9 protein-coding genes are annotated in these 12,799 nt (G+C 71.7%); 4 read left to right on the top strand and 5 right to left on the bottom strand.

Annotated elements, in window-relative coordinates; all coding sequences use genetic code 11:
* Positions 1–178: 178 nt before the first annotated feature.
* From ACIQPR_RS14065 to ACIQPR_RS14055, 3 genes are all read left to right on the top strand, one after another.
* Complete coding sequence (locus ACIQPR_RS14065; protein ID WP_403646824.1) at positions 179–2,422, top strand: MMPL family transporter; 2,244 nt, start codon at positions 179–181, stop codon at positions 2,420–2,422.
* 164 nt (positions 2,423–2,586) lie between these two features.
* The gene (locus ACIQPR_RS14060; RefSeq protein WP_403646822.1) at positions 2,587–3,441 is read left to right on the top strand and encodes a hypothetical protein; all 855 of its coding nucleotides are present in this window, start codon (positions 2,587–2,589) and stop codon (positions 3,439–3,441) included.
* Positions 3,431–6,511: an AAA family ATPase gene (locus tag ACIQPR_RS14055; RefSeq protein WP_403646820.1), complete on the top strand. Its 3,081-nt coding sequence runs from the start codon at positions 3,431–3,433 to the stop codon at positions 6,509–6,511. Before ACIQPR_RS14060 ends, ACIQPR_RS14055 begins: the two co-directional genes overlap by 11 nt.
* A 34-nt stretch (positions 6,512–6,545) precedes the next feature.
* On the opposite strand, the gene ACIQPR_RS14050 is transcribed toward ACIQPR_RS14055, so the two are convergent.
* The 3 genes from ACIQPR_RS14050 to ACIQPR_RS14040 are packed head-to-tail and all read right to left on the bottom strand — an operon-like array spanning position 6,546 to position 9,555.
* Positions 6,546–7,829 carry an ABC transporter substrate-binding protein gene (locus ACIQPR_RS14050; RefSeq protein ID WP_403646818.1) on the bottom strand — a complete coding sequence of 428 codons (1,284 nt, stop codon included), beginning with the start codon at positions 7,827–7,829 and terminating at the stop codon, positions 6,546–6,548.
* Entirely contained in the window at positions 7,829–8,662 is an 834-nt protein-coding gene (locus tag ACIQPR_RS14045; RefSeq protein ID WP_403646815.1) for a carbohydrate ABC transporter permease, read from the bottom strand. Before ACIQPR_RS14045 ends, ACIQPR_RS14050 begins: the two co-directional genes overlap by 1 nt.
* A complete protein-coding gene (locus tag ACIQPR_RS14040; protein ID WP_403646812.1) occupies positions 8,659–9,555 on the bottom strand; it encodes a carbohydrate ABC transporter permease in 897 nt (298 codons plus the stop codon). The genes ACIQPR_RS14045 and ACIQPR_RS14040 overlap by 4 nt, the downstream gene beginning before the upstream one ends.
* Positions 9,556–9,738: 183 nt before the next feature.
* On the opposite strand from ACIQPR_RS14040, the gene ACIQPR_RS14035 reads away from it, so the two are divergent.
* Positions 9,739–10,602 carry a phosphotransferase enzyme family protein gene (locus tag ACIQPR_RS14035; RefSeq protein ID WP_403646810.1) on the top strand — a complete coding sequence of 288 codons (864 nt, stop codon included), beginning with the start codon at positions 9,739–9,741 and terminating at the stop codon, positions 10,600–10,602.
* A gap of 60 nt (positions 10,603–10,662) precedes the next feature.
* Here ACIQPR_RS14035 and ACIQPR_RS14030 read toward each other — a convergent pair whose 3' ends face one another.
* A complete protein-coding gene (locus tag ACIQPR_RS14030; RefSeq protein ID WP_403646808.1) occupies positions 10,663–11,385 on the bottom strand; it encodes a 3'-5' exonuclease in 723 nt (240 codons plus the stop codon).
* Positions 11,386–11,495: 110 nt separating this feature from the next.
* Complete coding sequence (locus tag ACIQPR_RS14025; RefSeq protein WP_403646805.1) at positions 11,496–12,737, bottom strand: SAV2148 family HEPN domain-containing protein; 1,242 nt, start codon at positions 12,735–12,737, stop codon at positions 11,496–11,498.
* Positions 12,738–12,799 lie beyond the last annotated feature (62 nt).

The following is a 12,799-nucleotide window of genomic DNA, read 5'->3' as shown; positions in this document are numbered from 1 at the left end:
CGATAGATGTAAGGGGCCGCCGTCCTCCCCAGTGGTGAGGGCGCGGGGTCCGTGCGGAGGAGCCGGGGGTCCGGTACTTCACCGGTCAGCACGAGGAGACGTTCTTATCCCGCGCATACCTTCGATCCATGAGGTGGCGGCAGGGGGCTGTCACCGTGCGCAAGGGGGCAAGCCCGTCATGGGGAACGGAGATTCGCGGGTGCGGGGCCTCGCCGCCCGGGCCGGCGGCTGGAGCGCCCGGCACCGGTGGGCCGCGGTCGGCATCTGGGTGCTGTTCGTGGTGCTGGCGATGGGAATCGGTTCGGCGGCGGGCCGGGTGGACGTCAACGAGAGCGACCAGCTGAAGGGCGAGACGCACACCGCCGCCCGGATCATCGACGACGCCGGGATCAAGGAGCCGGCCAGCGAGACGGTCCTGATCCAGTCGAAGGACGGGCAACTCACGTCCACCGACGCCGAGTTCCGCTCCGCGGTCACCGCGGTCGTCACGGCGGTGAACGGCACCGGCAAGGTCACCGACGTCACCTCGCCGTACGACACGAAGACGATCTCGAAGGACGGGCGGAGCGCGCTCGTCCAGTTCGACATGCGGGGCGACGCGGACACCGCGGGCGACCGGGTGGAGCCGGTGCTCAAGGCCGTCGCCGGGGTGCAGAAGGACCACGGCTCGCTGCGGATCGAGGAGATCGGCGGCGCCAGCATGGCGAAGCAGTACAACGACGCGTTCGGCGACGACTTCAAGAAGGCCGAGTACTCCGCCGTACCCGTGGCCCTCGGTATCCTCCTCATCGCCTTCGGCGCGCTGGTCGCGGCGCTGCTGCCGGTGGCGCTGGCCGTCACCGCGATCATGGCGACGATGGGTCTGATGGGCATCGTCAGCCACCTCCAGCCGATGAGCGACACCGCCAACTCCGTGATGCTGCTGGTCGGTCTGGCCGTCGGCGTCGACTACTGCCTGTTCTATCTGCGCCGCGAACGCGAGGAGCGCGAGGCCGGCCGGGACGCCGGGGCCGCGCTGCGGATCGCCGCCGCGACCAGTGGCCGCGCCATCATCGTCTCCGGTGTCACGGTGTGCGTGGCGATGGCGGGCATGCTGTTCACCGGGCTCGCCGAGTTCGAGGCGATGGGCCTGGCCTCGCTGATGGTCGTCGCGGTCGCCATGGTCGGCTCGGTGACCGTACTGCCCGCGCTGCTCTCGCTGTTGGGCGAGCGGGTCGAGAAGGGCCGGATCCCCTTCCTGCGCCGCCGCAACCGCCGGGGCAACGGCGAGAGCCGGCTGTGGACCGCCGTCCTCAAGGGCGTGCTCGCCAAGCCGCTGGTCTCCGTGCTCGTCGCGGCCGGCGCGCTGCTGGCCATCGCCGCGCCCGCCGTCGGCATGAAGACCGAAAACCTCACCCTGGACCAGGAGTTCGGCAACTCCCTCCCGATCGTGGGGACTTACAACCGTGTCAACGACGCCTTCCCCGGCGGCTCCGAACCCGCCGAGGTCGTCGTCAAGGCCAAGGACATCAACTCCCCCGAGGTCAAGCAGGCGTTGGCCGACTTCAGGGCGCAGGCGGTCAGTTCGGGCGCCTCGCTCGGCCCGGTCGACATCAAGCTGCACGACGCGCAGAACGTCGCCTTCGTCTACGTCCCGCTCGTCGGCGGCTCCGACCAGGACAAGGCAGCGAAGAGCCTGGAGAAACTGCGCGACGACGTACGGCCCGCCACCCTCGGCAAGGTCGACGGCGTCCAGGCGCCGATCACCGGACAGGTCGCCGGTTCGCACGACTTCAACGACCAGCTCCTGGGATCGGTGGCCCCGGTCTTCGCGTTCGTCGTGGTCTTCGCCTTCCTGCTGATGCTGCTCTCGTTCCGCTCACTGACGGTCGCGATCACCTCGATCGTCCTCAACCTCCTCTCGGTGGGCGCCGCCTACGGCATCCTCGTCGCCGTCTTCCAGCACGGCTGGGGCGCCTCGCTGGTGGGCGCGGAGGGGGTCGGCGCCATCGTCACCTGGCTGCCGCTGTTCCTCTTCGTGATCCTGTTCGGCCTGTCGATGGACTACCACGTGTTCGTCGTCTCCCGCATCCGCGAGGCGAGGCTGCGCGGCCGGACGACCCGGGACGCGATCCGGCACGGCGTGGTCACCACGGCCGGTGTCGTCACCAGCGCCGCGATCATCATGGTCGCCGTCTTCGCGATCTTCGGCACGCTGTCCATGCAGTCCATGAAGCAGATGGGCGTGGGCCTGGCGGCGGCCGTCCTGATCGACGCCACGGTCATCCGGGGTGTCCTGCTCCCCGCGGTGATGGCGCTGCTCGGCGAGCGCAACTGGTATCTGCCCAACTGGCTGCGCTGGCTGCCGGACCTGACCCACGACGAGTCGCCGGAGGCGGGGACACCGGCGGCGCGGGGCGAGAGCGAACCGGTGCGTGTCTGAGCGTCGCCCTCACGAGGGCCCGTCGGTCTCCGGGGGAGCCGACGGGCCCTCGTCGCGTGCCGTCGCCCGCCGGGCCAGGGGTGAACTGCGTGAAGTATCCGCCCAGTTCACCTAGGGTGTGTGCGATCGGCAGCTCAGTGGTCTTGTGGTGAAGGAGCACGCGGATGGCGACCGTGGTCACCGTGCACGGGGTGGGCAAGCAACTGCTGGGCGAGGAAGGGCTGCTGAAGGACTGGCAGCCGGCCCTGCTGGACGGACTGCGGCGGGCCGCCGGACCGGAACTCGGCCCCGGCGACCTGTCCATGGCCTTCTACGGTGACCTGTTCCGCCCGCCCGGCCGCACGCTCGGCGTCGGGGATCCGCTGTACACGGCGGCCGACGTGGCGCCGGGGCCGGAGACCGAGTTGCTCCACGCGTGGTGGGAGGCCGCCGCGGCGGTGGACGACGGGGTCGTCGCGCCGGACGCCAACACCCTTGCGCGTACGCCTCGTTCGGTGCAGACGGCGCTGCGGGCCCTGTCGGCGTCCCGGTTCTTCGCCGGGCTCACCCTGCGCGTGCTGGTGTCCGACCTGAAGCAGACCACCCGCTATCTGCTGGAGCCGGAGGTCCGGGAGGCCGCCCGGCGACGGGTGACCGACGCGATCGGCGCCGACACCCGGGTGGTCGTGGCGCACTCCCTGGGCTCGGTGGTGGCCTACGAGGCACTGTGCGCGCTGCCCGGACACGGGGTTCGGGCCCTGGTCACCCTGGGCTCGCCGCTCGGTATGCGGATGGTCTTCGACCGGCTCTCCCCCGCCCCGGCGCCGACCGGGGCCTGGCCCGGCGACGAGCGGCTCACCTGGACGAACATCGCCGACGAGGGGGACATCGTCGCGCTGGTCAAGGATCTCCGGCCGCGGTTCGGGCCCCGGCTCACCTCCGTGCTCGTGCACAACGGGGCGCACGCGCACGATGCCACGGCCTACCTGACGGACCGGCTCACCGGCGAGGCGGTCGCGGGGGGCCTGGATGCCCGCTGAGAACACCCTTCGCGGTTCGCGCCGCTTCCTGCTGGCGACGGCGGTGCCCCGCTATCCGCACGCGCCGGACCTCGACCGGCCCGAGCTCAAGCAGGCCCGCGACGAGGTCATCAAGCTGTTCACGGAGCGCCTCGGCTACCACCTCGTCGACACACTCGGGACCAACCCCTCAGGCTCCCAACTCAAGGACGCCCTGCGTGAGTTCTGCACCGACCCGGACCGCGGACCCGACGACCTGGTGGCCATGTACATCGCCGCGCACGGCGAGGTCAACGAGATCAACAACGAACATGTGCTGCTCACCTCCGACTACCGCGGCGACCTCGGGGCCGCCCTGCCCACCGGGGAACTGGCCCGCGCCGCCCTGCTCGGGACTCCCGTGCGGCGGTTCCTGCTGCTCCTGGACACCTGCTTCTCCGGGCAGGGCGGGGATCAGCTCGTCGCGTCCGCCGTACGGCAGATGGAGACCGGCTGGGGGCGGGAGGACACCGAGTCCGGGTTCGTGGTCCTGTCCTCCGCGCAGAAGCACGAGTTCGCCGAGTCCGGGGCGTTCCCCGGCCTGCTGACCCGAGCCGTGGACGCGCTGGCCGCGCAGGGCACGCTGGACCTGCCCAAGGTGGTGCAGCAGATGAAGGACGACCCGGAGAAGCCCGGCCACCAGCACGTCAACTGGCATCCGGTGGGCCTGAACGGCGACATCCCGCCGTTCCTGGCCCTGCCAGCCCCCGCGCCCCGGCCCGCCCCACGCGCCACGCCGCTCAGCGTGGCCCGGCGGACCGGGGCCGGTCCGCTCTTCGCCGACGCCGAACCGCCCCGGCTGCCCGACCTCGACGGCGAGCAGCGCCGCAGGGCCGCGCTGCACCTGTGGGAACGCTGGACGAAGCAGCGCCGGAGCGCGGCCCTGCTGTACGGCTTCTCCGGGGTGGGCAAGACCGACCGCGTGGTACGGCCCCTGATGGACGAGGCCCGGCTGGAGCACAGGCGCACCACCGTGCTCGTGGACGCCCCGGCGCATCCCGTCGACACCCCCAGGGAACTGATCGCCCGCCTGCGGGCGCAGTTGGAGGACACCGGCCGCTACGACCTCGCGGAACTCCTCTCGGCGGAACAGCGGCTCGACCGGGCCCTGACGACCCTGCTGGGCCACGGAGTGCTGGTGGTCGTCGACGAGTTCCAGCGACTGCTCGACGAGCGCGGCCGGCCGGTGCAGCCGGTCGGGGACGACCTGCGAGCCGCCGTGGCGCCGGGCCGGCACGGGGACGGCTGCCTGTGGCTGGTGTCCAACCAGAAGGTCGACCCGGTCTGGGCCCAGGACTTCGGACCCGTGGAACTGCCGCCGCCCTCGGTCGAGGACGCCGTACGGATCCTCGTCGGCACCAGGGAGCCGGGCGAGGCCGAGGAGTGGTTCCCCCCGGAACGGCGCGAGGAGGTCGTACGGCGGCTGGGCCGCAACCCGTTCGTGCTGCGACTGCTGCACAGCCTGGTGGGTCCGTACGACTGGACACTGGACGAACTGCTGCCGGCCGGAGAGGTGCCCCAGGCGCCGTACGACCTCAGTCTGGTCGAGGTCGTCGAGCGGGAGCTGGTCGCCAAGGCGACCGAGCGCCTGACGCCGTCGGCCGACGCCGCACTGCGCAGTCTGTCGGTCCTGACGGACTGGGCCGACCAGGACCTGGTGAAGGCGATGACCCGCGATCACGGCGATCTCCCCGAACTGCGCAAACAGCTCCAGAAGCGGTTCCTGCTCCAGGTCCGTACGGTCGACAACGAGGCGGCGTTCTCCCGAACCACCCGTTTCCAGGTGCACCCCGCCGTACGCGAGGTCGCCTGCGTCCGTCTGCGCGAGGACGAGAAGGCGTGGAAGGCCGCCCATCGCCGCGCCGGACGCTGGTACGCCCGTCCCGTCTACGCGCGAGACCCCTCGCGCTCCGGCGACCACCGGCTGGCGCTCGCCCTGCCCGCGGCCCGGCTCCACTTCGCCGAGGGCGGACTGGACGACGAGCTGGCCCGCATGGCGCTGACCGTCGGCGGCTACCTGGAGCGGAGGTACGGCAGGGGGCGCCACCACCACTCCCTGCCCGAGGACCCGGCGGAACTGACGGCCCGGATCGACCTGATGGAGGCCTACCTCGCCGACGGCGGCACGCCGTACACCCACCACCATCTGGCCATCCTGCTACGGCTGCGCAACGCGCCCGGCGATCTGACGAAGGCGCTGGTCCACGCGCGGGAGGCGACTCGCGGGCGGTCCGAGTCCCATCCGTGGAGCCTGCTGCTGAAGCTGGTGCGGGACGTGGAGGGCCCGGAGGCCACCGTGCGGGAGGGCCGGATCGCGCTGGAGAAGGTCAAGGAGCAACGGTTCGCCGTCTACGACGAGATCGCCAAGTGCCAGGTCCAGCTCGGCCGGGTGCCGCAGGCGCTGGAGACGCTCCGCGAGGGGTGCGAGCAGGTGAAGAGCAAGGACGCCTACCGGCTCGCCGACCACGCCGTGCCCTACGCCGCCGCCGAACCGACCGAGGAACCGTTGGTGCGCACGGCCCGGTGGATCGGCGAGAACCCGGCTCTCTCCGCCCAGGCCCATCTCGCGGAGGTGCTGCTGTTGCAGCGGCGCGGGCTGTGGCTGGAGTCGGCCCGTACCGCGCGGCGGCACCGGGCGGCCCATCCGAAGGTCATCAATCTCGCGCTCTACGAGGCGATCGGCTGGCTGGGAGCAGGCGACCCGTCCCAGGCGCAGGCGGCGCTGGACTCCTTCCCCGACGGCATCCCGAACAGCCCGCGCCCCAAGCCGCACGAGGGCAAGACCTGGCTGGCGTCCCTCATCGCCCTGCACGGTGGCGATCTCGAACGGTCCCGTGAGATGTTCGCCCTCTACCGGGGCGTGGACCGGGAGGACCACACCCCGGAGGAGCTGCGGACGGCGCTCCTGCACGATTGGGACCATCCCGAGACCAGGATGGACGAGTCCAACCCGGCCTTCGTCGCCCCGGTGCTGCCGCCCGTCGTCACCGGGCGACTCGGCCTGGTGGTACGCCCCCAGTACGGTCCCCCGGTGCTGCCCGCGCACCGCTGACGGATCGCGTCGGATCGGCCCGGCCCGTCGTCCCTCAGCGCTGGTAGCGGGCCAGCACCAGGTTTCCGTCCCGCTCCAGGCGGTGGCGGAGTCCGGCGAGCCCGATGGCGCCGCTGTAGTACTCCTGGAGGGCCGGGGTGGCCACCTTGTCCTTCCACTCCGGGTAGCCGCGTACCGACTGCGCGGGCGCGGAGTCGAGGTCTCCGGCGAGGGCCGTGCCCGTCGCCCAGCCGTACTTCGCGGTGTGCAGGGCGGGGTCCTTCAGTGCCTGGGTGCCCGTGGGGAGCATCCAGTCGCCGAGGGCGAGGCGGACCATGTTCTTCGGCCGGAGCAGGAAGTCGATGAACTCGGCCGCCTCCTTCTTGTGCGGACTGTCGGCCGCCACGGACAGCGTCTGCGGGCTGACGCCCTGGGTGAGTCCGTCGGCGCCGGCCGGGGCGGGCAGCACCTGCCAGTCGAAGCCCTTCGGTGCCTGCTGCGCGATCTGCTGGCGGTAGGAGAAGCCGAGCGGGACCATCGCGTACCGCCCGCCGAAGAATCCGGGCAGGGTGTCCGAGCCGCCGCTGCCGAGCGTGGTGGGCGAGGCGCTGTGGTCCACGTCCACCTGGTCGTGGATCGTGCGCGGTACGACCTCGTCGGCCGCGTCGAAGCGGACGGTGACCTTGCCGTCGGCACCCCGGTGGAAGAGTGTGCCGCCCGTCGACAGCGACAGGTTGAGCGTGGCGGACACGGGCTCCTTGAGCGGCCAGGCCACGCCGTACTTGCCGTCGCCGCTCAGTTGTCGGGTGACGGTCCTGAACTCCGGCCAGGTCCAGGGATGTTCGGGGGTCGGGATGCGTACGCCTGCCCGCTTCAGCCAGGTCGCGTTCGCGATGATCACCCTTGGTTCCTGGAGGAACGGCACGCCGTAGATCCCGTCCCCGAAGGTCGCCGTCTCCCAACCGCGCCGCGGTATCTCGGACTTGAGGCGGGCGGGCAGCAGGTTCCGGAGGTCGGCGAGGTAGCCGCCGTAGGCGAAGTCCGCGAGGTCGTCGGAGGCGTCGTGGATGATGTCCGGCGCCTCGCCGCCCTCGAAGGAGGTGAGCAGCTGGTCGTGGACGCTGTCCCAACTGCCCTGCACGTACTCGACCTTGACGTCCGGATGGGTGGCGTTCCACTCCTTCACCAGTTCCTTGTTGGCGGTGACGGACTCCTGCTGCCAGGCCAGGGACTGGAAGCGCAGGGTGACGCGGCCGTCCGCCGAGCCGCTGCCGCCGCCGCTCGTGCAGCCGGCGAGGAGGAGGGTCAGGACGAGAGCGACGATCCACCGGGGCCGCATCAGCTCTTCACCGCCCCGGCGAGCACACCGCTCGTGATCCTGCGCTGGATCAGGGCGAAGACGAGGAGGGAGGGCAGCGTCGCGAGGAACGCGGCGGCGGCCAGCGGGCCGAGGTCGGCGACGCCCTCCGCGCCGATGAAGTGGGTGAGGACCACCGGCAGGGTCTGGTGCTCCGGGGTCTTGAGCAGGACCAGCGCGAAGAAGAACTCGTTCCACGCGGTGACGAACGCGAACAGGGCCGTCGCCACGATGCCGGGTGCCAGCAGCGGCGCCGTCACCGACACGAGGGTGCGGAGTCTGCCGGCGCCGTCGACGGCCGCCGCCTCCTCCAACTCGGCCGGTATCGCCCGCACATGGCCCGCCAGCATCCACAGCGCGAACGGCAGCGACCACACGACGTAGACCATCACCAGGCCCGCGAGGGAGTCGATCAGCCGCAGGTTCTTCAGCACCAGGAACAGCGGGATGATCACCAGCACGAACGGGAAGGCCTGGCTGACCACCACCCACCTGGTCACGGCCCGCGCGAGCCGGGTGCGGCGCCGGGCCGTCACCCACGCCATCGGTGTCGCGATCACCACGGCGATCAGCGCGGCCCCGAGCGCGGCGAGCAGGGAGTTCGACGCGGCACGCAGGAGCGGCTGTTCGTCGAAGGCCTGGCGGAAGTTGGCGAGGGTCGGGTCCCGGGGGATCCAGGTGGGGTGCAAACTGGCCAGTTCTCGCGGGGACTTGAAGGCGGTGGAGATCAGCCAGAGGAACGGGAAGGCGAGGAACACGAGATACGCGAGCAGTGCCGCGTACTGTCCGGCGCGCGCCTTGGCACTGGTCTTCACTGGTCCCGCCCTCCGTTCAGCCGGCCCACGAGGAAGAGCGCGAGGAGGATCGAGACCACCGCGACCAGCACGCATCCCATCGCCGCCGCGTACCCGAACTGGCCGTAGCGGAAGGCCTCTTCGTAGGCGAAGAGCATGGGCAGCCGGGTACGGCCGCCGGGTCCGCCGCCGGTCAGGACGTAGACCAGGGCGAACGAGTTGAAGTTCCAGATCAGGTTGAGCGCCGTAATCGCCAGGGCCACCGGTCTGAGGGCGGGCCAGGTGACCGTGCGGAAGCGGCGCCAGGCTCCGGCGCCGTCGACCGCCGCCGCTTCGTGGAGTTCGCGCGGGGTGTTCTGCAACCCGGCGAGCAGGGCGACCGTCGTCTGGGGCATTCCGGCCCACACGCCCACGACGATCACGGCGGGCAGCGCGGTCGTCAGACCGCTGAGCCAGTCCCGGCCGTCGCCGAGGCCGAGGCCGCGCAGGGTCTCGTTGAGGACGCCCGCGTCCGGGTTGTAGACGGTCCGCCACATGATGCCGACGACGACCTCGGGCATCGCCCACGGGACGATCGCCAGTGCCCGGGCGAACCATCTCAGCCGCAGTTCCTGGTCGAGCAGCAGGGCGAGGCCGAGGGCCAGCAGGAACTGCGGGACGGTCACGCCGACCGCCCACACCAGCCCGATGCGGAACGACTCCCAGAAGAGGGTGTCGTGCAGCAGGTCGCGGAAGTTGAGGGCGCCGATCCAGCGCGTGGGCGCCGTTCGGCCCGACTGGGAGTCGGTGAAGGCCAGCAGGACGCCGTAGAGGAGGGGGCCGACGCTCAGGACGAGGATCGGGATCAGCGCGGGCAACACCAGGAACCAGGCGGCGCGGTCGGGAGCCCGCCTCACCTCCGTCACCGATGTCATGGGATCAGCCCCTTTGCACGGCCCGATCGGGCCCCGTCATGGTCGTGAACGCCGTATGCCTCGTCAAGGGACCTCGCATGCCGTCCCACCTGTGCCAATGCGACACTGACCGTCGGATGGCGGGAACCCGACGCCGTACGCACACGCACAGGGACATCCACCGGGACCACACGGAGGCGGACGATGGACGAGGCACGGGCCCGGGACGTACTGGCTGCGGCGGACGTGCTGCCCGGCCCGGCGCGGGACGTACGGCTCCTCGCCCTCGGCGAGAACGCGGTGTTCGCCGCCGGTGACCTGGTCGTCAAGGTGGGCCGCGACGCCGAACTCCTGGGCCGCGCCCGGCGCGAGCTGGACATCGCGGTGTGGCTGGCCGAGGCGGGCGTGCCGGCGGTGCGGGCCGCCGACCCGAAGGCCCGGCTCGTCGAGGGACACCCGGTGACCGTGTGGCACCGGCTGGCCGATTCCGTGCGCCCGGCCGAACCCCGGGATCTGGCCGAACTGCTGCGCCTCGTCCACGCGCTCCCCTCCCCCTCCTTCGAACTCCCGCCGCGCGAGCTGCTGGGCGGGGTGGAGCGCTGGCTCCGGCTCGCGGGCGAGGCGATCGATCCGGCGGACGCGGCCTATCTGCGGGAGCGGCGCGACGGTTTCGCGGCTGCCGCCGCCGCGCTGACGCCCCGGCTGACGCCGGGTCCGATCCATGGCGACGCGCTGCCGCGCAATGTGCACATCGGTCCGGACGGGCCGGTCCTGGTCGATCTGGAGACCTTCTCCCGCGATCTGCGCGAGCACGATCTGGTGGTGATGGCCCTGTCCCGTGACCGCTACGCCCTCCCGGCGCGGGCGTACGACGCGTTCACCGAGGCGTACGGCTGGGATGTGCGGGAGTGGGAGGGCTGCGGGGTGCTGCGCGGGGCGCGGGAGACGGCCAGCTGCGCTTGGGTCGCGCAGCACGCGCCGAGCAACCCCGAGGCGTTGGCGGAGTTCGAGCGGCGGGTGGCGTCCTTGCGGGACGGGGACGAGACCGTGCGGTGGTATCCGTTCTGAGCGCCCGATGACCGGGGCGCGAGGGGTGCCTGGGCGACCGCCGCTCCGGCCGCCCCGGGTTCACACCGTCTCGTCCGCCGGCTCGCGCAGCGGCCATGTGCCGTCGATCACCGCGTCCTGGTCGCCCTTGCGGCGCAGGAAGCTCTGGAAGTCGGCGGCCCATTCCGCGTACCACTCGATCTGGCGGCGGTGCAGCTCGGCCGGGCCGAGGGCGGCGACCTTGGGGTGGCGGTCGGCTATCGCGCCGGCGAGGCGCGCGGCGGCGAGGGCGTCGGCCGAGGCGTCGTGCGCGGTGTCGAGGACCACGCCGTACTCCTGGCAGACCGCTTCGAGATTGCGTTTGCCGCGGCGGTAGCGGTCCACGGAGCGGTCGATCGTGTACGGGTCGATGACCGGGGCGGGGTCGGTGCCGCCCAGGCGCTCGCGCAGGGACGGCAGTCCGTGCCGGCGCAGCTCGGCGGAGAGCAGGGTGAGGTCGAAGGCCGCGTTGTAGGCGACGACGGGGACGCCGGTCTTCCAGTAGGTCGTGAGGACGTCCGCGATGGCGTCGGCGACCTCGTCGGCCGGGCGGCCCTCGGCGGTGGCGCGTTCGTTCGTGATGCCGTGCACGGCGACGGCGTCGGCCGGGATCTCCACGCCGGGATCCGCCAGCCACTCCCGGCGGCCCGCCGGGCGTCCGCCCCTGACCTCTATGACCGCGCCGGTGACGATGCGCGCCTCGCGCGGCTCGGTCCCCGTGGTCTCCAGGTCGAAGCCGATGAGCAGCTCCTCGTGCCAGGCCATGACGGCCCCCCTTCTCGGTGGTGCTTTCCCCCAGTGGTCTCCACCTTCGCATGCGCCACTGACAATCCGGGGACCGCGTTCCGTTTGTGCCGGACCGCGCCCGGGACAGGTCAGGACACCGGTCGCGAATCCGCCCACATCTGCTCGAACTCATCGCGGTAGGTGGGGAAAAGACCGCCGTCGTCCATTTCGTCCGACTTGACCAGTCGGCTTCCGTTTCGCAGCACCAGTACCGGCGCCTCCATGCCTCGGCTGCGACGCAGATAGGACTGCACGACGGCTATGCCGTCCGAGCCGTCGCCGTCGACGAGGTACGCCGTGAAGCGGGGTGTCTCGTCGAAGACCTGGATCTCGAAGGCGCCCGGGTCGCGCAGCCGGGACCGCACCCGCCGCATGTGCAGGATGTTCATCTCGACGGCGCGGCTCAACTCTCCGCGCTTTATGCCGAGTTCGCGCTCGCGTCGCTTCACCGCGCTGGAGGCCGGGTTGAGGAACAGCAGCCGTACCCGGCAGCCCGCCTCGGCGAGGCGGACCAGCCTGCGGCCGGAGAAGTTCTGCACGAGGAGGTTGAGGCCGATGCCGATGGCGTCGACGCGGCGGGCGCCGCCGAAGATGTCCTCGGCCGGGAACTGCCGCATCAGCCGCACCCGGTCCGGGTGGACGGCGACCACGTCGGCGAAGCGGTCGCCGATCAGCTCCTCGACCGCGTCGACGGGCAGCCGGCGGGCCGAGGGCACGTCGCTGCCGGCGCCGAGGGTCTCCAGGAGTTTCGCGGAGGCCCGCTCGGCCTGGTTGAGGACGGCCTCGGACAGGGCCCGGTTGCGGGAGACGACGTTACGGGTCACCTCCAGCTCGTCCAGGGCGAGTTCGACGTCCCGCCGCTCGTCGAAGTACGGCTCGAAGCACGGCCAGTGCTGCACCATCAGCTCGCGCAGCTGCGGCAGGGTCAGGAAGCTGAGGACGTTGTCGTCGGCCGGGTCGAGCAAGTAGCCCTTGCGGCGGCTGACTTCACGGACGGCGACCGCGCGCTGCACCCACTCCTGGCCGGCCGGGCCGGCCGCGGCGACGACCCATTCGTCGCCGTGGACGGGTTCGTAGACGGGACGCAGGACGGCCGCCACGACGGCGCGCAGCCGCTGCTCGACCAGGTTCAGCCAGATGTAGGCGCGGCCGGCTCGCTGGGCGCGCGTACGCACCTCGCGCCAGGCGTCGGCGTCCCAGTCCAACTCCGGCCCAATGGAACCAGCCGCGTCCATCGGACGTGCCAGGGACACCGCGCCGGGCGGGACTTCTGCGGAGTTCCCCTCGTGACCCTCGTCACCAGGGGGCAACTCCAGCCCTCCCGAGCCCACCCGTGCACCGCCTTCCGCTCCCCCGAGCTCTCCCCAGTCTCAACGATCAAGGAAGGGTACTC

This window comes from Streptomyces sp. NPDC091280, assembly GCF_044768565.1.
Taxonomy (GTDB): domain Bacteria; phylum Actinomycetota; class Actinomycetes; order Streptomycetales; family Streptomycetaceae; genus Streptomyces.
This window is presented reverse-complemented; position numbering and strand designations above follow the sequence as displayed.